Source organism: Nostoc sp. NMS9 (assembly GCF_017114995.1).
Taxonomy (GTDB): domain Bacteria; phylum Cyanobacteriota; class Cyanobacteriia; order Cyanobacteriales; family Nostocaceae; genus Nostoc.
Genome location: NZ_JABXKL010000066.1, coordinates 114,085 through 140,165 on the forward strand (window position 1 = coordinate 114,085; position 26,081 = coordinate 140,165).

General features: G+C 39.4%; 18 protein-coding genes. All 18 read left to right on the top strand.

Features of this window, described 5'->3' with window-relative positions:
* Nucleotides 1–1,417: 1,417 nt before the first annotated feature.
* The 18 genes from HWQ40_RS19785 (at nucleotide 1,418) to HWQ40_RS19870 (ending at nucleotide 26,076) form a co-directional block, all read left to right on the top strand.
* Nucleotides 1,418–4,528, top strand: coding sequence for a peptidase domain-containing ABC transporter (locus HWQ40_RS19785; RefSeq protein ID WP_292780735.1), 3,111 nt, complete (start codon nucleotides 1,418–1,420; stop codon nucleotides 4,526–4,528).
* 123 nt (nucleotides 4,529–4,651) lie between these two features.
* A complete protein-coding gene (locus HWQ40_RS19790; RefSeq protein WP_292780737.1) occupies nucleotides 4,652–6,199 on the top strand; it encodes an HlyD family efflux transporter periplasmic adaptor subunit in 1,548 nt (515 codons plus the stop codon).
* 107 nt (nucleotides 6,200–6,306) lie between these two features.
* On the top strand, nucleotides 6,307–7,095 hold the full coding sequence (locus tag HWQ40_RS19795; RefSeq protein ID WP_292780739.1) for a peptidylprolyl isomerase: 789 nt from the start codon (nucleotides 6,307–6,309) through the stop codon (nucleotides 7,093–7,095).
* Between the two features lie 435 nt (nucleotides 7,096–7,530).
* On the top strand, nucleotides 7,531–7,785 hold the full coding sequence (locus HWQ40_RS19800) for a hypothetical protein (RefSeq protein ID WP_292780741.1): 255 nt from the start codon (nucleotides 7,531–7,533) through the stop codon (nucleotides 7,783–7,785).
* 539 nt (nucleotides 7,786–8,324) lie between these two features.
* Nucleotides 8,325–11,297: a tetratricopeptide repeat protein gene (locus tag HWQ40_RS19805; protein WP_292780743.1), complete on the top strand. Its 2,973-nt coding sequence runs from the start codon at nucleotides 8,325–8,327 to the stop codon at nucleotides 11,295–11,297.
* Nucleotides 11,298–11,313: 16 nt separating this feature from the next.
* A complete protein-coding gene (locus HWQ40_RS19810; RefSeq protein WP_292780744.1) occupies nucleotides 11,314–11,754 on the top strand; it encodes a Nif11-like leader peptide family RiPP precursor in 441 nt (146 codons plus the stop codon).
* Nucleotides 11,755–11,821: 67 nt separating this feature from the next.
* A complete protein-coding gene (locus HWQ40_RS19815) occupies nucleotides 11,822–13,084 on the top strand; it encodes a nif11-class peptide radical SAM maturase 3 (protein WP_292780745.1) in 1,263 nt (420 codons plus the stop codon).
* A gap of 6 nt (nucleotides 13,085–13,090) precedes the next feature.
* Nucleotides 13,091–13,261, top strand: coding sequence for a hypothetical protein (locus HWQ40_RS19820; RefSeq protein ID WP_292780746.1), 171 nt, complete (start codon nucleotides 13,091–13,093; stop codon nucleotides 13,259–13,261).
* 108 nt (nucleotides 13,262–13,369) lie between these two features.
* The gene (locus HWQ40_RS19825; RefSeq protein WP_292780748.1) at nucleotides 13,370–14,650 is read left to right on the top strand and encodes a calcium-binding protein; all 1,281 of its coding nucleotides are present in this window, start codon (nucleotides 13,370–13,372) and stop codon (nucleotides 14,648–14,650) included.
* Between the two features lie 384 nt (nucleotides 14,651–15,034).
* Nucleotides 15,035–17,035 carry a tetratricopeptide repeat protein gene (locus HWQ40_RS19830; RefSeq protein WP_292780750.1) on the top strand — a complete coding sequence of 667 codons (2,001 nt, stop codon included), beginning with the start codon at nucleotides 15,035–15,037 and terminating at the stop codon, nucleotides 17,033–17,035.
* 49 nt (nucleotides 17,036–17,084) lie between these two features.
* Complete coding sequence (locus HWQ40_RS19835) at nucleotides 17,085–19,640, top strand: glycosyltransferase (protein ID WP_292780752.1); 2,556 nt, start codon at nucleotides 17,085–17,087, stop codon at nucleotides 19,638–19,640.
* A gap of 3 nt (nucleotides 19,641–19,643) precedes the next feature.
* Nucleotides 19,644–20,672, top strand: coding sequence for an NAD(P)-dependent oxidoreductase (locus HWQ40_RS19840; protein ID WP_292780754.1), 1,029 nt, complete (start codon nucleotides 19,644–19,646; stop codon nucleotides 20,670–20,672).
* A 19-nt stretch (nucleotides 20,673–20,691) separates the two neighbouring features.
* Complete coding sequence (locus HWQ40_RS19845; RefSeq protein ID WP_292780757.1) at nucleotides 20,692–21,957, top strand: class I SAM-dependent methyltransferase; 1,266 nt, start codon at nucleotides 20,692–20,694, stop codon at nucleotides 21,955–21,957.
* A gap of 39 nt (nucleotides 21,958–21,996) precedes the next feature.
* Complete coding sequence (locus tag HWQ40_RS19850) at nucleotides 21,997–22,794, top strand: sugar phosphate nucleotidyltransferase (protein ID WP_292780759.1); 798 nt, start codon at nucleotides 21,997–21,999, stop codon at nucleotides 22,792–22,794.
* A complete protein-coding gene (locus HWQ40_RS19855; protein ID WP_292780762.1) occupies nucleotides 22,791–23,444 on the top strand; it encodes a PIG-L deacetylase family protein in 654 nt (217 codons plus the stop codon). Before HWQ40_RS19850 ends, HWQ40_RS19855 begins: the two co-directional genes overlap by 4 nt.
* Before the next feature lie 39 nt (nucleotides 23,445–23,483).
* Nucleotides 23,484–24,041, top strand: coding sequence for a dTDP-4-dehydrorhamnose 3,5-epimerase (gene rfbC, locus HWQ40_RS19860; RefSeq protein ID WP_292780764.1), 558 nt, complete (start codon nucleotides 23,484–23,486; stop codon nucleotides 24,039–24,041).
* Nucleotides 24,042–24,212: 171 nt separating this feature from the next.
* Nucleotides 24,213–25,097: a hypothetical protein gene (locus HWQ40_RS19865; protein ID WP_292780767.1), complete on the top strand. Its 885-nt coding sequence runs from the start codon at nucleotides 24,213–24,215 to the stop codon at nucleotides 25,095–25,097.
* A gap of 40 nt (nucleotides 25,098–25,137) precedes the next feature.
* Nucleotides 25,138–26,076, top strand: coding sequence for an NAD(P)-dependent oxidoreductase (locus HWQ40_RS19870; RefSeq protein WP_292780770.1), 939 nt, complete (start codon nucleotides 25,138–25,140; stop codon nucleotides 26,074–26,076).
* Nucleotides 26,077–26,081: the final 5 nt, after the last annotated feature.

The window sequence follows — 26,081 nt, forward strand, 5'->3', positions numbered from 1 at the left end:
ATGCTAAGATTGCAATAGTTAACTAGTGTGTGTGCTCGATCACAATATTAATGTGTTTTACCTCACAGCTAATTCAAACAACTTAAATATCACCTTTAAGCAAACAATAGTCGCCGTTATGACTACCATCATGTTATGCCCCCTAGCTATTTAAAGATTTAATGTATAAATGGTTGTGAAATATATTTTTTTTGTTAAAAATCATCTATTAGGTGACTTTTCAGAAAATTTACATTAAGAAACTCCTAAAATATCTAAATTCCACAGCTAAGGAGTGTAAGCTAATTATGTAAATATCATGTTTGTATGTAAATATGATGTTCGCAAGTCTCTTTTAGTCACTTGCATTTATTACACTATAGGAGGTATAATACAAACGTTAAATAACTTGCTAGATGCTCACTTAAAGATACTAGGCAGTGCTGGGAAAAGATCCATTCTGGAATCTCCAAGCAAGCTGAAGCAATATTTGTTTAAATGGAGTTTTGCTTAATTGGTAAAATACTACTTAAACAAAAATTACGATGTGCTTTTATAGCTTTATAGTTTTTATAGTCTTCTGTTTCCTGTAACCTACTCAAAATCCTCTTTTGTTCTAGGTTGCACGATAAAAATGAAGCTATGCCGGAGACTATCTCCTAGACTCGCAAAGCACTAGGGGAATATGCTGGGCGCTAATTGCACATTGTGTAAATTTCTGATTAACACTACAAGGTTAGTCAGATTTGTACTTGTGGTTTTTTTCCTGTCAGGCTTTGTTCACACAACTGCAAGGAATTACGTTTTCACATCATTTACGACTCAATGCAATTTCTAACTACAATTATGTCACACCATTTAAGTCAAGACAAGGCTGTTAAAAAGTTAGGAATGTCTGAAAACATTCTTTTAAGAATTCTTCCGAGTCAGGTCTTTTTCAAGAGCATGAAAGCTAACTTTCAGCCAGAACATTGTCCCAAACTAGAAAAAACTTCAATAGTTTGTGATGGAGAAATGAAATACTTTGCGTAGCTATTGCTGCATAAAGCAAATTATGATCCGAAAATAATTCCTCTTAATCATCACTTACAACCGCCGCTGATTGCCAAAATGAGCTATCCATATTTGTATGGAGCATGTTAATGCAGTTAGTTGCTCTTGAAGCTGAATGTAGATAAACAAAGCTCTAGCTCGATATTTTCACATTTACACTAGTTATTGCCACATCAATAACTGGCTGCAACAAGTGGGTTGTCCACCCAATAAAAATCCCTTGTATGTAAAAGATAGATGCTTTGCTACCATGCTATTTCTCTCTAACTTTACTCTAATAAAGCTTAGAGTTTCCTCGGTGAAAATACGGGATTAAATAATATTTTTAATGAACTTTTGAATTGGATTCAGACTGATAACTAAATTTTTTTGTGGAGATTAGAAAATGCCACCAGTGCTTTCTGAGCAACATGTGGGTGAAAGACTTTTGTACACCTTGGATACAAAACTTTCAGAAAAAGAACTAGAGAACTTCTTGGCAGAAATGGAAATTGTGGAGCCACCATCAGCAAAGCAATTCTGGCAATCTGCACAGACGAATCCTGGTATATACATTATTCTTACAGGTAAAGTCCGGCTGTTAGATAGCTCTGAGAATTTAATTACTACCTTTGGTGCATGGTCTGTTTTTGGTGAATTGACTTTGTTTCCCGAAGCTAACTTTAGTCCTTATGTAGTTAGAGCTTCGACAAGCTTAAAACTTGGCTATTTCAGGCAAGAAGCATTGCAAAGGTTGATAGACAAGTATCCTAACATTCGCGATCGCCTATTCGCCCGTGCAGAACTTTGGGATTTGTTGTTGTTATGTCGCCAAGTATCACAATTCCCACGCCATACATCACAAGTTGCAGGAATGCTCAAAGCCTTATCTTTGTTTGAGCGATACCAGTTAGAAACTGGCTCTGTAACTCCACAAATATCCCAAGATTCACAGTTGTGGCTATTGTACAAAGGTCAACTGCGGCATTCTGAAGGTCATTCTTTGACACCAGGTACAATCTTTGCTCAACCAAAACAAGGAGATTGGCAAACAACGCAACCAACGATTGCTTACATTCTGAAAAACGACCAGATGCAAACAGCACTAGAATACTTCCCGGAGTTGGGAGAGTGGGCTTTTGCCATGAGCGTCAGCGGAACGGAATCGGAGACTGAGGACACAACGACCGGCTCAGTGCATCGCTGGGGACTGGGTACTAGAGAAAAAACTTCCCAATCTCCAAAATCTAAAATTATTCCTTTTCCCCAAAAAGAAAAGCAGTCACAACAACAGCCAACAAAAAAATCACGTTTTTACTTTCCCAGCCCGAAAGTACAAATGGGGCATTGGTGGAAACGCATTACCAAAAGCTATCCTTTCTATGCCCAACAAAGTGCAGCTGATTGTGGCTCTGCTTGCTTGGTGATGATTGGTAACTATTGGGGCAAACATTTTAGTATCAATCGCCTACGGGATATGACCAATGTCACTCGCAACGGCGCATCCCTAAAGGCTATGGCAGCAACGGCAGAATACCTGGGTTTTGCCACCCGTCCAGTGAAAGCTACTCTTGATAAATTAGCAGAACAACCTTTGCCTGCAATTGCTCACTGGGAAGGTAAACACTTTATTGTTGTCTATGAAATCACCAAAAAGCGGGTGATTGTATGTGACCCGGCTCTTGGTCAACGCAGTCTGACAAAAGCTGAATTTCAAGCAGGTTGGAGTGGTTATGCATTGTTACTGCAACCGACACCTCTACTAAAAAGTGCTAAAGACGAAAGTAGAAGCTTCTGGAAATTTTTTGAGTTAGTCAAACCTCACTATCGAACACTGCTAGAAATTTTTATAGCTTCGATAGTAATTCAATTATTTGGGTTAGTAACGCCAGTCTTTACACAGTTGTTGCTCGACAGAGTACTTGTGCAACGTAGTGTTCCAACCTTAAACGCCATTGGTTTGGGAATGATTGTTTTTGGGTTGTTTGGTGTTGCTGTCAACGGTGTACGGCAATATCTCTTATTTCACACTGCTAATCGCATTAGTATCGCCTTACTCGTAGGCTTCATCAAACATACCTTCCGTTTACCCCTTGCTTATTTCGAGTCGCGTTTCGTTGGGGATATAATCTCGCGCATCCAAGAAAACCAGAAAATTCAGCACTTCCTTACTGGTCAGACACTCTCCATTGTGTTGGATATGCTGACATTAGTGGTTTATCTGGCTTTGATGTTCTCCTATAGCTGGCGGATGGCATTATTCGTGCTGTGTACTGTACCGCCATTTTTTATCTTGGCGCTGGCCAGCACAAGTATTTTGCGCCGCATCTCCAGAGATATTTTTAATGCAGCTAACAAAGAACAAAGCTATCTCATAGAATCCCTAAGCGGAATTCGTACCGTCCGCTCATTAGCAATTGAACAGACAGTGCGTTGGCGTTGGGAGGAACTGCTAAATGATTTAATCAAAAAAGACTTTAATGCTCAAATAATTGACAATCGCTTGCAAATTATCAGTGGCGTCATCCAGACCTTTGTAAATACTTCATTGCTGTGGTATGGAGCGACCCAGGTAATTAATGGCGAACTAACTATCGGACAATTAGTTGCTTTCAATATGTTGGTGGGTAACGTCTTGAGTCCTTTCCAACGACTCGCTTTGCTGTGGAATGAATTACAGGAAATCGTGATTTCCACTGAACGCATTAATGATGTGTTGGAGGCGGAACCAGAAGAAGACTTAGAAACTAAACCCCGCAAGTCGTTGGGTAAACTCCGCGGTAACATTTGTTTTCAGAATGTTACCTTTCGTTATCACTCAGAAAGTGACACTAACGTATTAGAAAATCTCAACTTTGAAATTCAGCCGGAACAGATGGTTGCAGTCGTAGGGCGCAGCGGTTCTGGAAAAACAACTCTCAGTAAATTGATTTTGGGTTTATACCCACCGACAGATGGCAAAATACTCATTGATGGTAACGATATCACCAGTGTATCTATGCGATCGCTCCGTTCCCAAATCGGCGTTGTAGACCAAGATACTTTTCTGTTTGGTGGGACTGTTCGGGAAAACATTGCGATCGCTTATCCAAATGCTTCTTCAGAAGAAATTATCCAAGCAGCAAAATATGCTGGAGCCGATGAGTTTATTCAAAAATTACCGATGGGTTACGAATCCGAAATTGGTGAAAGCGGCGGAATGCTCTCTGGTGGGCAGCGCCAACGCCTAGCTATTGCTCGTGCTTTGCTCGGAAATCCTCGGTTATTACTGTTTGATGAAGCCACTAGTCACCTAGATTCAGAATCAGAACGGATTATTCAAAACAACCTCAAAACAATTCTTAAAGGACGCACAAGTGTAATTATTGCCCATCGCCTCTCTACAGTCCGCAACGCGGACTTAATCCTGGTTTTAGATCAAGGTATTTTGGTAGAAAGCGGTACCCACGACGAATTAATCACTAAAAAAGGTCATTATTACTACCTGAATCAACAACAGCTGTCTCAAGTTAGTTGATGGGGCATTGGGCAGTCTTTTTCTTCTCTACGAGACTCTACACGAACAATTTTGAATTTTGAATTTTGAATTTTGAATTGATTTCTCTCCCACTCCCCATCTACTGTTATCGGAAATAAAACCATGCCACATCCCAATAGATCGTCCCCACTTCCCCAAGATGAGCAAGATAAATATCAAGGTTACAAACAGCAAGAGGAATCGGTAGAGTTTGACGAGCAGACAGAGGCAGACAATGAAAGTCAAGATTTGTACTACGGTACAGAAAAACTACTCAATGCCTTACCTCGAATTTGGACTCGTGGTTTGTTGTATGCGCTCATCGGCTTTACTGGTCTATTCTTGCCTTGGGCAATTCTCTCGAAAGTAGATGAAACTGGTAGCGCCAGAGGGCGTATAGAACCTAAAGGCGCAACTCAAAAATTAGACGCTCAAGCTGCTGGGAGTGTCAAAGCAGTTACAGTCAAAGAAGGAGATACAGTTAGAGCCGGCCAGGTTTTACTGGAACTGGATTCTGATTTGCTGCAAACGGAACTCCAACAAGTCCAGAGCAAATTGCAAGGGCTACAAAATCGGCAATCACAACTGGAATTGCTGAAAAATCAACTCTTAATGTCAACGAGTCTTTTAGAACAACAAAATAAATCCCAAGAATTAGAAAAAATGGCTCAACTTAACCAGGTGCGGCAAAACCTGGATGCCAAACTGAGTAGCTATAACCTCCAAAAGTTAGAAAAACAATCATTAGTTAAGCAAGCAGAGGAGCAAATTTCCACCAGTCGCGACGATCAAGAATCGGCTAAAGCCCGTTTGAGTATAGATTCTAAGCAAGTTGAACGCTTTAGCCAACTCGTTGACAATAAGGTAGTTGCTGCAACCCAATTTGATGAAATCAAAAAACAAGAGCAAGAAAGCAAACGACTTTATAAAAAGTCTCTATCAGATATTAAACAAGCTGAATTGCGTTTAGCCCAAGAGCTAAATAATTATCAAGTAACTATCAAAACGTTGGAGTCTGATATCAAACAAGCAAAACTCCGACTGCAAGAAGAACAAAGTAGTTATAAAAGTGCCACGCAAGCCGGACAACTAGCTGTAATGAAAAATCAGGAGCAGCTAAAAGATATACAAGCACAAATAACAGCAACGCAATCGGAAATCGCTCAGACTAAAAGCCAGCTTATATCTACAAGATTGCAAATTCAGCAGCGCGTGGTGCGATCGCCAATTAATGGGGTGATTTTTGAATTACCCACCACTAAGCCAGGAGCAGTGGTACAAGTCGGTCAAAGGATTGCCCAAATCGCACCCACGAAAACAGACTTCGTACTCAGAGCCAATATGCCTAATCAGGATAGCGGTTTCTTGAAGGTAGGAATGCCAGTAAAAGTTAAGTTTGATGCCTATCCTTTCCAAGAGTATGGCATCGTGCAAGGGAAAGTTACTTGGATCTCGCCTGACTCGAAAGTTAGCCAAACACCCCAAGGCAATATCGAAACCTATGAATTAGAAATCATCTTAGACCAGCAGTATGTCCAAAATGGCAACAAACGTATTCCATTAGGTGCCGGTCAGACAGCAAATGCTGAAGTCATCATTCGTCAACGGCGAGTAATTGACTTTGTTCTAGATCCCTTCAAGAAACTGAAAAAGGGCGGTTTGGAGATGTAGTTAAAGGTATGGCACTGGAATCAGGAAATAGGACAAGGGAGATTGGAGGAATAATCAATGCTCCGTGCCCAATCCCCAATCCGCTTAATTATTGGAGATATCGTGTTATGCCCCACAATCTGAACATTTCCACTTCAGATATTATTCACAGTCTTAAACTCTCCTGTCAGATACCTGATGTGGTGAAAGCGATCGCATCGCAAAGTATTATTGCCGAAGCAGCTCAAGCGGCAGGAATTACAGTCACCCCAGAAGAACTACAGCAAGAAGGAGATAACTTAAGGTTCGCCAAGAAGCTTGTCAAAGCTAAAGACACCTGGTCATGGCTAGAAAAACACCACCTCTCTGTGGATCAGTTTGAAGAATTAGCCTACAACAACATCCTTTCGCGGAAGTTAGCAAATCATCTATTTTCCAATCAACTGGAAAAGCACTTTTACGAACATCAGCTAGATTATATCGCCGCCGTTACCTACGAAGTTGTCTTCGAGGATCGAGACTTGGCTTTAGAGCTTTTTTATGCCCTAGAAGAAGGCGAAATCAATTTTCCAGATATTGCTCGTCTATATATCTCAGAACCAGAAGCCCGTCGTGCTTATGGATACAAAGGACTCCGATACCGCAAAGATTTTCGTCCAGAGATTGCAGCCGCTGTCTTTGCTGCTGCACCACCAGAAGCTCTCAAACCGATAACGACTCCCAAGGGAGTGTATTTAATTTGGGTGGAAGAAGTAATTCAACCCCAATTAGATGAACAGTTGCGCCAAAAAATCATTACAGAATCCTTTTCTGAGTGGTTAAAGCAACAAATCACCACGATGAAAATAGTTACTCAAATAGACTCAGATGGTTCACAAGAGGAATTAATAGATATGTTATTCACCAAGACTAAATAATTTAGGAATTTTCAATGTTTTTGTTGCTAAGTATCTCCCCTAAGTTAGGGTAGATTTCTCTAGTCTTCAAAAATGTTGCAGATACAGGTTTTATTTACTTCAAAACTTAATAGCTTTTCTTTTTTAGTGTTTTGTGAATATATCTACAAAGTGCTGCTTTTGCTTTATTTAAAAATTAAATTAAATCGCTATAACTTTTGCTGGGCAGCAATTATTTTAATTTCTGCTTAAATTTGTCATGCAATTTTTTCTGACTTCAAATAGGACTACATAAATGATTTTCCAATATAAATATATTAGTTTTTTTAATCATAAATTTCTCAAAAAAGCATTGACTTTTTTGAGTAATAAAGTATATTAGATGTATAGCCAAACGAAACAAGTTGGTTAGACCAAATATTCCCAACACCAGTTACAAATTTTAGGAGAACTCAAATGATCATTTCTGATCTGAACTACTTGGAAAATACCTCTGAAGAAATTATCGGTGGTACTTATAAGCCTAAGAAAATCGTCATCATAGTCCCTAAGCCTAAGCCCACTCCAAAATTCAACAGCGTTGCACAAGCTGATGCAGATGCTTCAGCAAAGGGCGGCCTCAACAATGTAGCCGTAACCTTTACTAACGCCACCGTCACTCCTAATAGTGCTACTGCTTCGTCATCAAGCTTTGCTTCTACTTCTAACTAAGTAGTAATAATTAAACTCTACTTACAAAAAGTATTAACTTCTGCAAGTAGAGTTAGGCTCGAAAGCTTAGTATATTGATAAATTGCCGAAGGCTCTTTGCTCATTTGAGCCTTCGGCTTTTACCCAAAATACATCTTTTGGTCTTAAATAACTGTTTTCGCAATAAAATTTTACAACTTACAACATTTAATCCTCAACCCAGTTTGCAGTCTGTGTTGTTTGCCCGCCCTGAATTAAAACTCTGGGCTAATAGTCATAAGAGGAATACTTTACCGTAACCTTAAGCTTCTCGTATACCCCCGAAAGGTAGAGAAGGGTAAAGTTCTTTTTAATTAAGTTTAGGAAGTAATCAAGCAGATATGATATCAATCGATATCATTTATAAGTTTAAAAAGTCTTGAGTTCCTTGCAGATATAGGAACAAAAGACATATTAAATAAATAAAAAAGATTGTATCAATTATGGCCCATAAATAAAAGGATGGAATTTCCTAAGTTTATTTATAGGGATTGTTAATTTTGAATTTGGAGCAAAGCGACGTGACCACAATTCCTGATGCTCTCCAACTTGCAAGTCAATATTACCAAACCAAGCGCTTCACCCAAGCCGAAGAGGTTTATCGTCAAATTATAGACGTAGATCCCCAGCAGTCAGAGGCATTATATGGATTAGGTCTGCTGGCGCAGCAACGGGAACAATATCAAAATGCAGAACAATTTTTTCAAGCAGCCTTGCAATTACAGCCTGAAGCAGGGGCAATACATAACAGTTTAGGGTTTAGTCTGCAACAACAGGGTAAGCTAGAAGAAGCGATCGCCTGTTATGAAAAAGCTCTAGAAATTCTCCCTGACAGCATAGAAGTACAAATCAATATCAGAAATGTTCTCCACATTCAAGGCAAGCTGTCACCAGAAGAACAAGTCCACTACGCAGAGTTGAATGAGCAGTTTGCTTTAGGTAGGCAACAGACAGGCGATTTCAAGATAGCAGAATTATATTATCGCCAAGCTATTGCATTGCAGCCAGATATGGTATCATCTCATACTAATTTAGGAGAGGTACTCCAAAAACAAGGGCGATTCAATGATGCCATCGATTCTTACCAACAAGCACTAAAAATTAAACCAGACTATCATTACGCCTATCACAACTTAGGATATCTTTTCCAGGAAAAAGGTAAATTTGAAGAAGCAATAGAAGTTTACGAAAAAACTTTAAGCATTCAACCTGATTTTGCAATCACCTATAACAACTTGGGAAATATTCTCAGGGCACAAAATAAGTTCGATGCCGCCATAGAATCCTATCAAAAAGCTATTAAAATCCGACCTGATATTGATTACATATATTCCAACTTGGGAACAGCATTGAGAGATGATAACCAAATAGAAGCGGCAGTCGAGGCATTTGAGCAAGCCGTCAAAGTGACACCAAACTATGATATGGCTAAATTTGGTGCTTGTATGAGCCAACTACCAGTTATCTATTCTAATGTTGATGAAATTGCATTCAGACGAAATCAGTATCAACAGTATTTGCAAAATTTAGCTAAATATTATGAATTAACTAATCAGGAAGAACGGGCAAAAGCATCTGAGGCTGTGGGAGCATTTCAACCTTTTTATTTGACATATCAAGGCTTAAATGACCAAGATTTACAGCGAACTTATGGGGAAATGATTTTCCAGATTATGTCGAGTCGCTATCCCCAAGATTGCCAGCCGCTTGTTCTGCCAAATTTAGATAAAAATCAAAAGGTTCGTATTGGTATTGTTTCTGGGTTTTTATCTAGTCATTCTAATTGGAAAATCCCTATTAAAGGTTGGGTAGAAAATATAGATCGAAGTGAGTTTGAATTATTTGGTTATTACACCGGGGACAAAACAGATTACGCAACAATGAGTGCCACCAAGGCTTTTGATAAATTTGTCCAAGGTGTCCGCTCAACTGAACAATGGTGTGAGGTAATCACAAAAGATAAATTACATATCCTGATTTTCCCAGAATTTGGGATGGACCCAATGACCCTCAAGCTGGGTTGTTTGAGATTAGCTCCAATTCAAATGACATCTTGGGGACACCCTGAGACTAGTGGACTCCCGACAATTGACTATTACTTGAGCAGTGACTTAATGGAACCAGAAAATGCTCAAGAACATTATACAGAAAAATTAGTTAGATTACCCAATCTATCTATTCATTACGTACCTTTAGCAATTCCACCCGAAGAAATTAAGAAACCAGATATAGGTTTAAAAGAGGATGATATTTTCTTCTGGTGTTGTCAGTCATTATATAAATATTTGCCCAATCATGATGATGTTTTCCCTTCTATTGCTAAAGAATTAGGGAATTCTAAGTTTGTGTTTATTAAAAGCAAAAGTGAAGAAATAACAGAAAGATTTCGCCAGCGCTTAAACCATGCTTTTGCAGCATTAGGGTTAGATTATCAAAATCACTGTTTGTTTTTGTCTTTCCTCAATAACAGTAAGTTTGCTGGGACTACAGCTTTAGCAGATGTCTTTTTAGATAGTATTGGTTGGTCTGGATGTAACTCCACGCTCGAATCTATTGCTCATAATATTCCGGTTGTCACTTTACCAGGAGAACTGATGCGATCGCGGCATTCTCTGGCAATTTTGCAGATGATGGGTATAGAAGAGACGATCGCTTCAAATAAATCAGAATACGTCCAAATCGCCATTCGTCTGGGGAAAGATGCTAAATATCGGCAATATATTTCCCAACAAGTTGCAGAAAATAAACATAAATTATATGGCGATTTAAAGCCAGTCAGAGCGCTGGAAGATTTTATTTTGCAACTGGTTAATAAACCAAGACAATTTAACGCCGAAGAAGTTGCTGAACTATTTCAACTTGCACTTCAAGATCATCGAGCTAATCGCCTAGACACAGCCGAACAGCTATATCGTCAGGTGATAGAAAAACAACCAGACTATTCAGAAGCATTATACGGTTTAGGGATGCTGGCACAACAAAAAGGTGAGTTGCAGGAAGCTCAGAAGCATTTGAGTGCAGCTTCGCAAGTTCAGCCTAACTCTGTGAAAATTTGGTTTAGTTTAGGCAATTTGCTTCAAGGCCAAGGACAGTTACCAGAAGCGGAAGCAGCTTACCGAAAAGCTATTGCTTTGCGACCAGATGCAGGGACAATTTACAACAATTTGGGCTACACCTTGCAACAACAAGAAAAGTGGGAGGAAGCGATCGCATCCTATGAAAAAGCTCTGGAATTTCAGCCCAACTGCATAGAAGCGAAAATCAATTTAGGGAATGCGCTTTTTGCTCAAGGGAAGCTTTCAACAGAGAAACAAGCCTATTATGCAGAATTGAATCATCAGATGGGCCTTGCTCACCAAGAAGCAGATGATTGGCAAACTGCTGTTGTTTACTATCGAGCTGCGATCGCAATACAGCCTGATTTGGTAGAAGCCCATTATAACTTGGGGGTGATACTGCAAGAACAAGGGAAACAAAAAATACAATCACCATAACAACACAGCAAAAATTATGTCAATAACAATTTTCGAGAAAGTTAAAGAGTTCATCATCAGAATAGTCAAAGACGAAACTTTTTACTCCCGATTAATGAGTGAAAAGATTGAGGAAGTGATAAAAGTAATGGAAGAAGGTGGCTATAATTTTTCTCAAGAAGAATTTGAAACAGCCTCCATTAAAATATTGGAATTAAAAGAACTAGGCCAGTTTGACGACCTCAGTGAAGAGGAATTACTGGGAGCCTTTGGCGGGCTTACAAACAACAATAAACAAGTCGCTCAACCAGCGTATAGTGTTGTAGCCCAACCTCCCGAAGAAAGTGGAAAACCACCAGTTAAATGTAAATGGATTCCTAAACCACGTCCCAAGCCATGGCCACATCCTTGGAAAGCAATAGATCCACCTGTACAAGCGTTATATGGAGCAGTTGTTAGTTCAACAGAAGTACAATAACCCGATAAAACGATGAAGAAATAGAATGCGTTAGTTTATTTTGAGGGTTGAGATTGAGAGTTAACCTATGACATATCACCGCAAAAGCTACGCAGTTTGGGAAATTACCTTAAAGTGCAATCTAGCTTGTAGTCACTGTGGTTCCCGTGCAGGACATGAGCGCGCCAAAGAACTTTCCCCAGAGGAAGCTTTGGATCTCGTCAAGCAGATGGCAGAAGTTGGAATTAAAGAAGTGACTCTCATTGGTGGTGAAGCTTTTCTACGTCCAGACTGGCTGGAAATTGCCAAAGCTATTAACGAGGCGGGAATGTTGTGTGGTATGACTACGGGCGGCTATGGCATTTCGTTAGAAACCGCCCAAAAAATGAAGGAAGCGGGAATTCGTACTGTCTCTGTTTCTATTGATGGCTTAGAAGCAACTCATGACCGCCTGCGGGGAAAGAAAGGCTCTTGGAAATATGCATTTAAAACCATGAGTCATCTGCGAGAAGTGGGTATTTCTTTTGGTTGCAACACCCAAATTAACCGCCTGTCAGCACCAGAATTTCCGTGCATCTATGAGTGCATTCGTGATGCTGGTGCTCATGCTTGGCAAGTTCAGCTAACTGTACCAATGGGAAATGCAGCCGATAACGCAGATATCCTCCTCCAACCCCATGAACTGTTAGATATCTACCCCATGCTTGCCCGTGTGGCGCGTCGTGCTTACCAAGAAGGTGTGCAACTTCAGGCGGGAAATAACATTGGTTACTACGGCCCTTATGAACGACTGTTGCGGGGACGGGGAAAGGAGGATGAATTCTCATTTTGGCAAGGTTGTGGAGCAGGACTCTCAACTTTGGGAATTGAAGCTGACGGAGCGATTAAAGGTTGTCCCTCACTACCGACTACTGCCTATACAGGTGGTAATATTCGAGAACATACCTTGCATGATATTATCAAAGGTGCAGAAGAATTACGCTTCAATCTAGGAGCAGGAACACCTGAAGGCACAAAACACCTGTGGGGTTTCTGTAAAACCTGCGAATATGCTGAACTTTGTCGTGGGGGTTGCAGTTGGACAGCCCATGTTTTCTTTAATAAGAGAGGTAATAATCCTTACTGTCATCATCGCGCTCTTGTTCATGCCAAACAAGGTATGAGAGAGCGTGTAGTTCCCAAAGTAAAGGCGCAAGGATTGCCATTTGATAATGGCGAATTTGAGCTAATTGTCGAGCCTACAGATACTTTATTGCCAGCAAACGACCGATTACACTTTACTGCTAACAGCATTCAGTGGTCAGAAGGTTGGCAACAAGAACCCGAATTTTATTATTCTTTTGTGAGATAATAAATTATGGCAGAAAATTCAGAAATTAACACAATTTCAGAGAACAAAACTGACCTTAAGTCATTACCATCTCAAGACGTAGAGAAAATACCATTGCTTCCACGTTCAGCTTGGAATAGTCAATTAGGCTATTTAAAAGTGCTGTTAAAAGCAAAGCAAGTCCTGGATAAAAGCTGACAGGTTAATTAGGGCTATCGAGAGGTTTAACTTGTAAATTAGGAGAGAATTACTCCCCGAATATTTACGCGCAAATTTGTTAACTAACAAAATCAACACAGGTTTTTTATGGCATCAAGAGTAAGTCTAAGACTGACACCTCTAAAGTTACTTTCTTTCAATGGTAGAACTAATCTCAATAATAGGCCCGATCCCAAGCCCGATCCTAGTCCTAATTTTGTTACCGCTGAAGGGGATGCTACTTTTTCTAACTATAGTGAAGGTACTTCAAGCATTTTAACTGCTACCCAGGCAGATACATTAGTTAAAGGTGGCGTAACTGCTGCAATTGCTGAGGCTAAAGCAAGTTTTGATCCAACTTTTTCATCACTTTTCACTCAGGCTGCTGTCGTTGGATTAAGTGGTCAGTTTGAAGGTACTTCCAACAGCGAAGCAAAGGTACTTGCTAGTTTTGCGGTTGGTCGTAATGAAAGCTTCTCTTTTGATTTTTCAGCAGATTTAAAATTGGCAGCTAAAGAAATTGAAGATCCTGACGTTGAATATAACAAGGGTCAGTCTACAACCACTTTTTTGGTATTAGATACCACAAACCCTAACAGGGCCAAAGTTTTAGATTATTTTGGCATCCAGGGTAAATTAGTCACCTCAGAGCAAATCGGGGATCTAACAGTTGGTCGTAGTCGCAATATCACAATCGACACTCGTGATGAAGATTCTGATATTGATGGCGATAATGGTACTGACTTCTTGAATGGTAGTGCTGTTGGTACTTATGAACGGAATTTTAATCGCAATACCAACCTAACTATAGTCAAAATTAATACTAGTTCTGTTGAATTGGCAGGAGATACTTTAATCGGCAACCTGGGTAGAGATGTTATCTATGGCACGATTCGGAAGGATAATCTGACGGGAACCAACGGAGCAGACAAACTTTATGCCAGCTTAGGGGATGATAAGCTATCTGGAAACAGAGGTAATGATGACCTCGACGCCGGCCAAGGTAATGATTTGCTAAATGGTGGCGATGGCAATGATACACTCTATGGCGGTAAAGGCAATGATACTCTGAATGGTGGTAGTGGTAATGATGTCTTAGTTGGTGGCGAAGGTAATGACACATTTACTTTCAAACGTAGTGATACCTTGCTTAAAAAAGACTTTGATGTCATTCAAGATTTCCAGGTTGGTGTTGATAAGCTTGTATTAGATGGCTGGGGAAGTCGAGGTAATATCACAGATACCAACGATGGCGCTCTTCTCACCTTAAATTCTTTGTCTCTCGGTAATTCTTTGTCTCTCGGTAAATCTTTGTCTCTCTTTAATAATCCTCAACAAAGCATACTATTTTCAAACCTGAGTGCCAGTGACATCAGCTCGGTAATATAATTTGCTTAAGGCTAATTGCTCGTTTCATTCCCTAACAGAATCCGATCTACAAGCATCTCAGTCAAAACAATCAGGTGAGTAAAAAATCTGATTGCACAAAAAAATGTCGATACCTTTTCTGAAAGAGATTTTGCTAACAGGAACCTCTATGGTGTACGCATTGAAATTACTTGAGTTGGTAATTTTTGATTACTAAATTAAGGATTATTTCTCGCACATACTGTTGACAAAATCTCTGTTTTGTCTTAATTGAATAAGCTTGCTTTTTTAACAGGCAAAAATAAATAAAATATTTTATTGATAGTTATCACTTATCTTCTGAAGTTATAGTAATCTATAACAATCTAATATCAAATTAAATATAGTTATAGATACTACATAGTTATGAATACTACGAATATTTCAGAATCTAAAGTTAAATCTCTTATTCAAATTGCGGTGCAAAAGCATCAGTCAGGTGAAAAGGATGAAGCTGAATCGCTAGATAAAACAGAAGTAGCTGAAATCCTCGAACTAGCAGCTGAACAGCAACGAGAGAATAGTTTATCAGAGGCGGAACTGCTATATAGTCAAGTTCTGGAAAAACAACCTGATAACCCTGAAGCTTTATATGGTTTAGGGATGTTGGCGCAGCAGATGGGGCAACCCCAAACTGCTCAACAGTGGCTAAGTGCAGCTTCACAAGTTCAACCAGATTCTGTTAAAACTTGGTTCAGTTTAGGTAATTTGCATTTAGTTCAGGAACAGTTTTCCGAAGCCGAGAAAGCTTATCGGCAAGCTTTAGTTTTATTACCTAATTCACTACCAATTTACAACAACTTGGGCTATACTCTGCAACAACAAGGATTATTTGAAGAAGCAATTAACTATTATCAAAAAGCTCTAGAGTTAAAGCCAGACTTTATCGAAGCAGAGGCTAATTTGGGCAATGCGTTACACGCTCTAGGTAAGCTCTCCAGCAATCAACAAATGTACTATGCACAATTAAATAATCAATTGGGTGTTGCCCGGAAAAAAGCAGGGGATTTGAAAAATGCTGTTACTTGTCACAAGGAAGCGATCGCACTACAACCAAATTTGTTAGAAGCCCATTATAACTTGGCTTTGGCGCTGCAAGAACAAGGGGAATTAGCAGAGGCGATCGCATCATATCAAAAACTCTTGGAACTTAATCCCAACGATGGAGAAGTATATCTCAATTTAGGCAAAATTTACCAACAACTGAACCAATACCAGAAAGCAGTTTCTGCCTATCGACAAGGGTTAAAGCTAATTAATCCCCACTATGCCAAAGCATTAGCAACTGGTGAGGATGCTAAAATTCCTCAACAAGTACCAGTCACACCCTCAATTCCCCAAGGGGAGGTAATTGTAGGGAAATACAGCTTTCCGACTATTCCGACAGTAGCAAATACAGGTAAGCGTCCTTTCTGGAGTGTGGTGGTAACTGTATATAACCGCATAGATTATCTACTCGAATGCCTTGTCAGTGTATTGACCCAATGGCAAGGAGAAGAAGAGATGGAAATCATCGTCATAGACGATGCTAGTACAACGCCAGTATTTGAAGTGGTGAATAGTATTGGACAAGGAATAATCAACTACTATCGCAATCCGCAAAATCTCGGTCTGCCAGGAAATTGGAATGCCGGAGTTGCTCTAACTCGCGGTCATTGGATTCATTTACTGCACGACGATGATTATATTCTCCCAGGTTTTTATTCCCGGCTACAAGAAAGTCTAGAAGGGTGTTCAGATTCTGTAGGAGCCGCTTTTACAGGTTATGAAAATATTAACGAGAAAGGGGAAGTAATTTTCAGCCAACAAGTCTATGGAGAGCAGCGAGGAATTGCCCAAAATTGGCTGCAAATTATTGGAGTTAGTAACTTATTGAATATGCCTGCGGTAGTGATTCGTCGAGAAGCGCACGAACAATTGGGCGTATATCATCCTGAACTGACCTATACAAGCGATTGGGAAGTTTATAAACGCATTACCTCTGTTTTCGATTGGTGGTATGAACCAGAAATTTTAGCTCGTTACCGCCACCATGCTAACAATGTTACCAGCGAACTGTTACTCTCTGGGAAACAGATGATATCTATCCGCCGTGCAATTGAAATTTCAAAGAGTTATTTTCCCACTGAATACTCGGCACAGATTACCGCCCAATCGCAGAATCATTATTTTCTTTATTGTCTAGAATCAGCCATAATTCCCCTACAGGCTGGTAATCTGGTTGGAGTTTACCAAGCGTTAGAAGAGGCTTTAAAAATAGATCGTAGCCCTGAAGCAGTGGCAAAGTTATTCAGGTGGTTAACACAAGAAGAAACAGCTCCTCTGCGTGATGAAATTGCCTCAAGATTTATCTCACTTCCTTTATAAAGGCTTGTTTAGGAAAAAACAAAAATTTTATAGTCTTGGACTAAAAAGTATGTCAATTATTCAGGTTAAGTATCCTACTATAAATACTTCATCTTTTGAGCCACAAAATCGACAAGATGGTATTAGTGGTCTGATGCGAGTTCGCAATGAAGAGGAATTTTTAGCACCAACGATCGAATCTTGGATTGATTATGTAGATGAATTGGTAATTGTGTTTCATCAGTGTACAGACAAAACTCCTCAAATAATAGAGGCATTTGCACAAAAATATCCTCAGAAAATACGGGCTTTTCATTACTTACCCCACGTCTATTCATTTTCTACAAAAGAACAAGTTGAATTGGATGTAAACAACATTCATTCTTTCGTTTTTTATTCTAATTTTGGTCTCAGTAAGACGCAGTATAAAATTTGCGTTTATATCGATGCTGATTGCGTAGGCATTCCTGAAAAATTAAAAATTATTTATAATTATTTGAAGCAAAATCATCTGCAAAATACAGCCTTATTTTTTTCAGGAGTAAATTTATATCAACGCCCAGATGATCCCAACTACTACACAAATTTAAAATGTCCTGCTTCTGGTGATGGAGATGTGGCATATTGGACAGTTTCACAGCAAAATATTTTCGATAAAAATGCAAAAATTCCATTCTGTGAAGCGATTCAATTTAAAGGAATCACACCTTATTATTTAGGCTTTATTTTCTGGCACACACATTTCTTAAAAAAGAACGCATTTTCGAGAAATGGCGGCAGAGAATTAGATGGTGAGCTTTTAGAAAAACTGAACGATATTCAGATAAAAAATAGAGATAAAAAATTAGTTTTATTATCTCAAAAATTTAAGCAAGAAAATAAAAACTTTCAAAATATTCCTTACCCAAAGTTTCTATTGTATTTTGATTTTGCTTCTCTGCCTGATGTTATAGCTCTAGAGTCAAAGCTAGTAGCAATACATAATAACTTGGGTTATACCTTAGAACAACAAGGCAAGTTTGATGAAGCAGTTACTTGTTATCAAAAAGCCTTAGAACTTCAGCCCAATTGCGCCGAAGCAGAAGTCAACTTAGGCAACGCCCTGAACGCGCAAGGTAAACTATCAAAAGCTCAACAAGCACACTACACGGATTTGAATCAGAAATTGGCACTTTCTTGCACAATCGCAGGGGATTTCAAGAAAGCAATTAATTATTATCGTCAAGCGATCGCTCTTGACCCAAATTTGCCAGAGACATATTATAGCTTAGGCAATACCCTGCAAGAAGAAGCTCAATGGGAAGAAGCGATCGCCTCTTATGGCCAAGCCCTAAAACTCAATCCCTTAAACTGGAAAATCTACATCCGTTTGAGTCAGGTTTACCAAGCTCAAAACAAGAGAGCAGAGGCGATTTCTGTGTATCGTCAGGCATTAACTTTACTCAATCCTCACTATGCCAAAGCTGTATCTGCTTACCAGAATGCTGTCATCACTCAAGAAATGCTCGTTACTCCCCCCATTCCTCAAGGTGAGGTTACTGTTGGCGACTATCAGTTTCCAGCGATTCCACCTGTAACAGACCCAGAGAAACCTCGACCATTTTGGACTGTAGTGATTCCGGTATATAACCGCACCGATTATCTCCTGGAATGTCTGGCTAGCGTCTTGGTGCAATGGACTGGGGCAGAGCAGATGGAAATTCTGGTAATGGATAATGCCAGTACACCACCGTTGTTTGATCTAGTAAACAGTATTGGGGGAGGAATAATCCGCTACTACCGCAATCAAGAAAATATTGGTGGAGCTAGAAATTATAACGCCGGGATTGCCCTGAGTCGCGGTCAGTGGGTGCATGTTCTCCATGATGATGATTGTGTACTTCCAGGTTTTTATGAACGCCTCCAGCAAAGTCTTGCAACTTGCCCAGATACAGTTGGGGTTGGTTGTACGGGTTTTGAATATATTAACGAAAAAGGAGAAGCGATCAACACTGGAGAAGTAGTTTCGTTGTATGGAGAACACAGGGGCATCATGACAAATTGGCTGTCCCAGATTGGTGTCTGTGGTCTAGTAACCATACCTGCAATAGTCATTCGTCGAACTGCTTACGAACAGTTAGGAGGGCATTACCCGAACTTAACTGAAATTTCTGACTGGGAAATTTTTAAACGCTATGCTGCTGGTTACGATTGGTGGTACGAACCAGGCATTTTGGCACGTTATCGCGAACATACCCAAAAATTGACGTCTGCAAATTGGCTTTCTGGAAATATGCCAAAAGCTATTCGCCGTGCGATTGAAATTTCTGATACCTATTTTCCCATTGAGCAGCGCGCAAAGATTACCGCCGAAGCTCGCAGCCAAAATTTCAACTATTGTCTGACACGAGTAGCAATTCCTCTCCAGGTGGGCAATATCGCCGGGGCTTTGTCTATACTGCAAGAGTCCCTCAAAATAGATCGCTCCCCACAAGCAGTAGCAAAGTTATTCGCTTGGTTGACTCAAGATGAAGCCGCTCCCCTACGAGAAGAAATCATTACTAAGTTCCTACCAGTACCTGTAGATAATACCCAAGACAATATTTCTACTGAATTAAAACCCCCACAAACTGCGATCATAGCTTAGGATATGAAAATACTTGTAACTGGAACTGAAGGTTATATCGGCTCATTATTAGCTCCTCTGTTGATCCAAGAAGGTCATGAAGTTATTGGTTTAGATACTGGCTTTTATAAAGTAGGTTGGCTATATAACGGCACCAAGGTAACTGCCAAAACCCTCAACAAAGATATCCGCCACATTACAACAGAAGACCTGCAAGGTGTGGAAGCAGTAGTTCACATGGCAGAACTCTCTAACGACCCTTTAGGTCAGTTAGCCCCTGATATCACCTACGATATCAACCACAAAGGCTCAGTACATTTAGCGAAACTGGCAAAAGCAGCTGGAATCCAACGCTTTGTCTATACTTCATCATGCAGTGTCTATGGTTTTGCCACTGAAGATTATGTTAGCGAAGAGTCTACCATCAATCCCCAGACAGCTTATGCCAAATGCAAAGCACTTGTCGAACAGGATGTGAAACTCCTTGCTGATGATGGCTTTTCTCCCACCTTTCTCCGAAATGCTACAGCCTATGGCGCTTCTCCGAGAATGCGCTTTGATATTGTCTTAAACAATCTAGCAGGTTGGGCATGGACAATTAAAGAAATCAAGATGAACAGCGACGGTACGCCTTGGCGTCCCCTAGTGCATTTATTGGATATCTGCAAAGCAATTATCTGTACCTTAAAAGCTCCGCGTGATGTAATTCACAACCAAATTTTCAATGTCGGCGATACAAATAGCAACCATCAAGTCAAACAAATTGCTCAAATAGTTGCAGAAGTTTTTACAGATTGTCAATTGAGCTTTGGTAAACACGATCCTGATAACCGCAGTTATCGGGTTTTATTTAATAAGATTAACCAAAATTTACCAGGATTCAAATGTGAATGGGATGCCCAGCGTGGTGCTCAACAACTATATAATGTCTTCCAGCAAATTGATATGGATGGAGGAATATTTGAGTCTAGAGGCTTTACTCGCCTGAAACAACTAAAATACCTCATTCGCACTCAGCAAATCGATCGAGATTTCTTCTGGCAGACTGTTTAAAAATTTTATATAATAAGTTATGAATTTACTACAGCCAACAAATAATCGGCTAATAACTGGTAACTGTCTATTCTGTGGGACAGGGTTACACCATACCTTTGTAGATTTAGGTATGTCTCCTCCCTGCGAAAGTTATCGCAGTCTCAAACAACTCAATGAAGTAGAGCCATTTTATCCTCTGCATGTCTATGTTTGTGAGAAGTGTTTTTTAGTTCAACTCCAAGAATACATTAGTCCAGAAAATATTTTTAGCGACTACGCTTATTTCTCTTCCTATTCTGATAGCTGGTTGCAACACGCCAAAAAATATGTTGATTTGGTAGTAGAACGTTTCCAATTAAACCAGGAAAGTCAGGTAATAGAAATTGCTAGTAATGATGGCTACTTACTGCAATACTTTGTTGCCAAAAGCATCCCGGCGCTGGGAATAGAGCCAGCAGCAAATGTTGCTGAGGTAGCAATTCAAAAAGGTATTCCTACAGTTGTCAAATTTTTTGGACAGGAGACAGCGCAAGAACAGGTTGCTAAGGGCAAACAGGCAGATTTATTACTCGGAAATAATGTCCTTGCTCACACACCATATCTCAATGATTTTGTCAAAGGAATGAAAATTATCCTCAAACCGCATGGTGTAATTACTATGGAATTTCCCCACTTGATGCGGTTAATCGAGGAAAATCAGTTTGATACTATTTACCATGAGCATTTCTCTTATTTTTCCTTTCTTACTGTAGACAAGATTTTTGCTGCTCACGGTTTGACAATTTTTGATGTAGAAGAATTAACTACTCATGGTGGTTCTTTGAGAATTTATGCCCGCCACAATGAAGACTCTTCTAAACCTATTAGCGACCAAGTATCAGAACTAAAAAATAGAGAAGAAGCGGCTGGTTTTACGCAATTAGAATACTATTTTTCCTTTGGAGAACAAGTTAAAGAAACTAAACGCAACTTATTAGATTTTTTGATCGAAGTTAAGCGGGAGGGAAAATCGATTGTTGGTTACGGTGCTCCAGGTAAGGGAAATACTCTCTTAAACTATTGCGGTATCCGCACAGATTTTCTTGATTATACAGTAGACCGTAATCCTTATAAACAGGGTCAATTTTTACCAGGAACTCATATTCCGATTTTTCATCCAGACAAAATTGCCGAAACAAAGCCTGACTATATACTAATATTACCCTGGAATTTGAAAAATGAAATTATGATACAAATAGCTTACATCCGTGATTGGGGAGGTCAATTTGTTGTACCAATTCCTGAAGTTAATGTCTACTCTTAGGTATTGAATATTTTTTATTATCAACAAGGGGTAAGTGACATGAAAGTAGTTTTATTTTGTGGTGGTTTAGGAACTAGAATGAGAGAGTATTCCGAAAGTATTCCTAAACCAATGGTTAATATTGGTTATAGACCAATATTATGGCATATAATGAAATACTATGCTCACTATGGGCACAAAGATTTTATCTTATGTCTTGGTTACAAGGCTGACCTAATTAAAAGCTATTTTTTGAATTACAATGAATGGCTTTCTAATAACTTTAGCCTTTCCAATGGAAGCAAAATTCAGTTGTTTAATCGGGATATTCAAGATTGGAATATCACATTTGTAGATACAGGATTAACTGCCAATATTGGACAAAGATTCAAGGCAGTAGAAAAGTATCTAGAAGGAGAAGAAGTATTTTTAGCTAATTATAGTGATGGTTTGACAGACTTACATTTACCAACGTATATTAATAATTTTTATGAACGTGATAAAATCGGTAGTTTTTTATGTGTCAGACCAAGCCAAACTTTTCACTTAGTTGACATGAAAGAAGATGGGTTGGTAAAAAATATCCAAGATGTAAAACAATGTGATATTTGGATTAATGGAGGATATTTTATCTTTAAAAAAGAGATTTTTAACTATATAAATTATGGTGAAGAACTGGTCATGGAGCCTTTTCAAAGATTGATTGCCAAAGAAGAACTTTTTGCATATAAATACACTGGCTTTTTTGGAGTAATGGATACGTTTAAAGAGAAACAACAGTTGGATGATATGTATGCTCAAGGCAAAAGACCTTGGGAAGTTTGGGGAGATGAACAAGTACAAGTCGACCATGTATGATCCAACTTAGGTTGAATAAGACAGAAGAATCTGAGTACAAAATTCTTTGTCTAGGTTCTCATTGCGATGATATCGAGATTGGTTGTGGAGGCACAATCTTAAAGCTGATAGAAAATTACCAACATGTTATTATCTATTGGGTTGTCTTTAGTTCCAATGAGCAAAGAGCAGAGGAAGCAACCACAAGTGCTAGTCTCTTCTTAAAAGAAATCCCAGTCAAGAAAATTATCATTAAAAATTTTCGAGATGGCTTTCTACCTTTTCAAGGGATAGAGGTGAAGGAATGCTTTGAACAGTTGAAGCAAGAATTTTCACCAGATATAATCTTTACTCATCATCGAGACGATCGCCATCAAGATCATCGCTTAATTTCTGACTTTACTTGGAATACCTTTAGAAATCATTTAATTTTGGAATATGAAATACCCAAATATGATGGTGATTTGGGTATTCCTAATTTCTTTGTCCATTTAAATGAAACACTCTGCCGTCGAAAAATTCAATATATTTTGGATGCGTTTGCTACCCAGAATAATAAGCAGTGGTTTACAGAAGAAACTTTTCGTTCAATTCTCAGAATTCGTGGGATTGAATCAAATTCACCGAGTAAATATGCTGAAGCATTTTACTGTCGAAAAATATTTTTCTAAAAAATTAGAATTTGAATTTAATCTCAAGTTTGCAAATTTATGATATTTACTGAAACTAAAATAAAAGAAGCATTTATTGTTGATTTAGAACTGCACCGAGATATTCGCGGCTTTTTTGCTCGGAGTTTCTGTACTCAGGAATTTAAAGATCATGGCTTAAAACCTACTATTGCCCAATGCAATTTATCTTTTAACTATAAAAAAGGAACATTGCGGGGTATGCATTATCAAATGCCTCCTTCTCAGGAAACAAAATTGGTGCGTTGTATCAGGGGAGCTATTTATGATGTAATTATCGATTTGCGTCCAGATTCTCCTAGCTATTTATCTCACATTGGTATAGAGTTAACTGCTGAAAATCGTCTTGCTCTCTATATCCCAGATAGGTGTGCTCACGGTTTTCAAACTCTGAGCGATGAGACGGAGGTGATGTATCAAATGGGTGACTTTTATGCACCAGAATATGCAGGCGGGTATCGCTATGATGACCCAGCTTTTGGTATTGAATGGCCTGTATCTGTGACTGAAATTTCTGATAAAGATCGGGCTTGGAGTTTATTTGAATCGAAAAAAATTGTAACGCCTACGGTGATGTAAGACTTTTAAGATCAATTTAAAAATATATAGAAATATATAGTTGCTGAGTAAATATAGGATTAGGATCGCACAGAGGCGCAGAGACACGGAAAATCAAAATTTGAAAAATTAAATTTTGATTTTCATACTTAACACTGTGTTCAAACTTTGTTACAGCAGATGAGGAGCGAAGTGAATACAATTTATTTTGATTCGATTTTTAGTGATGAAATCAGACGCAAGCATCTTTATAATGGACAAGTGTTTGTTTTTTCTGCTTGCGCCAGTGCGATCGCTCTATGTGATTTTGCTCGTGGTCTGGTTGAAGAAGCGTTTGCCCCTTTAGATCCGAGAGAAGCACAACATAGCCTGCCTGTAGAGAAATACGTTGAGATTTTAGCACAACTCAAGCCAACTTTTATCCATCACCCTGAATCAAAACAACTCATTCAAGGCATCTTGAAAGAAAGTGGATGTGACTTGAACAAAACCTATTTCGATGTACCTCGCCTGAGAACAGTAACCAGCGATCGCTATCTGACTGCTGGCATTGCTTACGCTTTCCATCCTCATCGTGACACCTGGTACTCTGCTCCTCAGTGCCAGATCAACTGGTGGGTTCCTGTCTACGATATTACCCCAGAGAATGCGATGGCATTCCATCCCCGCTACTGGAGTCAACCAGTTAAGAATAGCTCAAGAGATTATAACTACGCTCAGTGGACTAAAGAAAGTCGCAAAAATGCGGCACAGCACATTAAAACAGATACGCGCAAGCAACCCCATGCGGAAGAAACTTTAGAAATGGAGCCGCAATTGCGGTTAATTACACAAGTCGGTGGCATGATTCTGTTTTCAGGAGCGCAGATGCACTCCACTATTCCCAACACATCAGGCTATACCCGTTTCAGTATTGACTTTAGAACTGTACATTTTGATGATGTCATAGCTCAACAGGGTGCACCAAATATTGATTCAGCTTGTACAGGAACTTCTTTAGGCGACTTCTTACGAGGCACTGACTTCTGCCCAATTACTGACACATTGTTGTTGTCTACAACAAACAATCTCTTGTAGAAGAACTTTTGTTTTCCAAACTCCAGTCTGTAAGCAATAAATGGTGAACTCTGTTGAAAAATTGTCTGCACAAACAATACTGATTACAGGTGCTAGCGGATTTCTAGGATCTCATTTAGTCCGTCATCTATGCCACAATGGTGCAGAAGTACATGCTGTTTCTCGCAGTTTTCATACTTCTGATATCAGCTGCTTGCGATGGTGGCGCGGTGACATGGAAGATATTAAGTTTGTTCAAAACCTTTTCCACAGCATTAAACCTGACGTAATCTTCCATTTATCCGGTCTTGTGACAGCAGTTCCTAATCTAGAGTTCATATTGCCTACCTTTCACAGTCTACTGACCAGTACTATTAACTTATTGACGGTAGCTGCCGAAATTGGCTGTAGTCGCATTGTGTTGATAGCTTCTTTAGAGGAACCAGAACAAGGTCGTCCTGAAGTAGTTCCTTCTTCTCCTTACGCTATTGCTAAATTTGCTAGTAGTACTTATGCTCGGATGTTCCATCGACTCTATCAGACACCTGTAGTTCTTGTTAGACCCTTTATGACCTATGGGCCAGGGCAAAATGTGTATAAGATCGTTCCTTCTGTTATTCTTTCCTTGTTGCAAGGGCAAGCTCCAAAACTTAGTAGTGGAAAGCGTCAAGTTGATTGGATTTATATCGATGACGTGATTGCAGGACTTCTCGCTGCAACACAAGTTCCTAGTATAGAGGGTTGTACATTCGACTTAGGTTCGGGAGAACTAGTACCCATTCATGCAGTTGTGTCCGAGCTTGTTAATCTGGTCAACCCTCAAATCCAGCCACTATTTGGTGCTTTACCTGAGCGGCCGATGGAAAGAATAAGAGTAGCTGATACGGCTTATACATACGATAAACTGGGTTGGCAACCTTCAATTCCTCTAAAAAAGGGCTTGGAATTGACTGTAAATTGGTATACAAAACATCAAAAAAAGATTGGATACACCAGTTAACAAGG

What these genes read in the sequence shown, in the direction of transcription:
- HWQ40_RS19840 (WP_292780754.1), top strand. Translation starts at nt 19,644, where the DNA reads ATGAAAATACTTGTAACTGGAACTGAAGGTTATATCGGCTCATTATTA.
- HWQ40_RS19820 (WP_292780746.1), top strand. Translation starts at nt 13,091, where the DNA reads ATGGCAGAAAATTCAGAAATTAACACAATTTCAGAGAACAAAACTGAC.
- HWQ40_RS19850 (WP_292780759.1), top strand. Translation starts at nt 21,997, where the DNA reads ATGAAAGTAGTTTTATTTTGTGGTGGTTTAGGAACTAGAATGAGAGAG.
- HWQ40_RS19830 (WP_292780750.1), top strand. Translation starts at nt 15,035, where the DNA reads ATGAATACTACGAATATTTCAGAATCTAAAGTTAAATCTCTTATTCAA.
- HWQ40_RS19810 (WP_292780744.1), top strand. Translation starts at nt 11,314, where the DNA reads ATGTCAATAACAATTTTCGAGAAAGTTAAAGAGTTCATCATCAGAATA.
- HWQ40_RS19795 (WP_292780739.1), top strand. Translation starts at nt 6,307, where the DNA reads ATGCCCCACAATCTGAACATTTCCACTTCAGATATTATTCACAGTCTT.
- HWQ40_RS19800 (WP_292780741.1), top strand. Translation starts at nt 7,531, where the DNA reads ATGATCATTTCTGATCTGAACTACTTGGAAAATACCTCTGAAGAAATT.
- HWQ40_RS19870 (WP_292780770.1), top strand. Translation starts at nt 25,138, where the DNA reads ATGGTGAACTCTGTTGAAAAATTGTCTGCACAAACAATACTGATTACA.
- HWQ40_RS19825 (WP_292780748.1), top strand. Translation starts at nt 13,370, where the DNA reads ATGGCATCAAGAGTAAGTCTAAGACTGACACCTCTAAAGTTACTTTCT.
- HWQ40_RS19815 (WP_292780745.1), top strand. Translation starts at nt 11,822, where the DNA reads ATGACATATCACCGCAAAAGCTACGCAGTTTGGGAAATTACCTTAAAG.
- HWQ40_RS19845 (WP_292780757.1), top strand. Translation starts at nt 20,692, where the DNA reads ATGAATTTACTACAGCCAACAAATAATCGGCTAATAACTGGTAACTGT.
- HWQ40_RS19835 (WP_292780752.1), top strand. Translation starts at nt 17,085, where the DNA reads ATGTCAATTATTCAGGTTAAGTATCCTACTATAAATACTTCATCTTTT.
- HWQ40_RS19855 (WP_292780762.1), top strand. Translation starts at nt 22,791, where the DNA reads ATGATCCAACTTAGGTTGAATAAGACAGAAGAATCTGAGTACAAAATT.
- HWQ40_RS19790 (WP_292780737.1), top strand. Translation starts at nt 4,652, where the DNA reads ATGCCACATCCCAATAGATCGTCCCCACTTCCCCAAGATGAGCAAGAT.
- rfbC (WP_292780764.1), top strand. Translation starts at nt 23,484, where the DNA reads ATGATATTTACTGAAACTAAAATAAAAGAAGCATTTATTGTTGATTTA.
- HWQ40_RS19785 (WP_292780735.1), top strand. Translation starts at nt 1,418, where the DNA reads ATGCCACCAGTGCTTTCTGAGCAACATGTGGGTGAAAGACTTTTGTAC.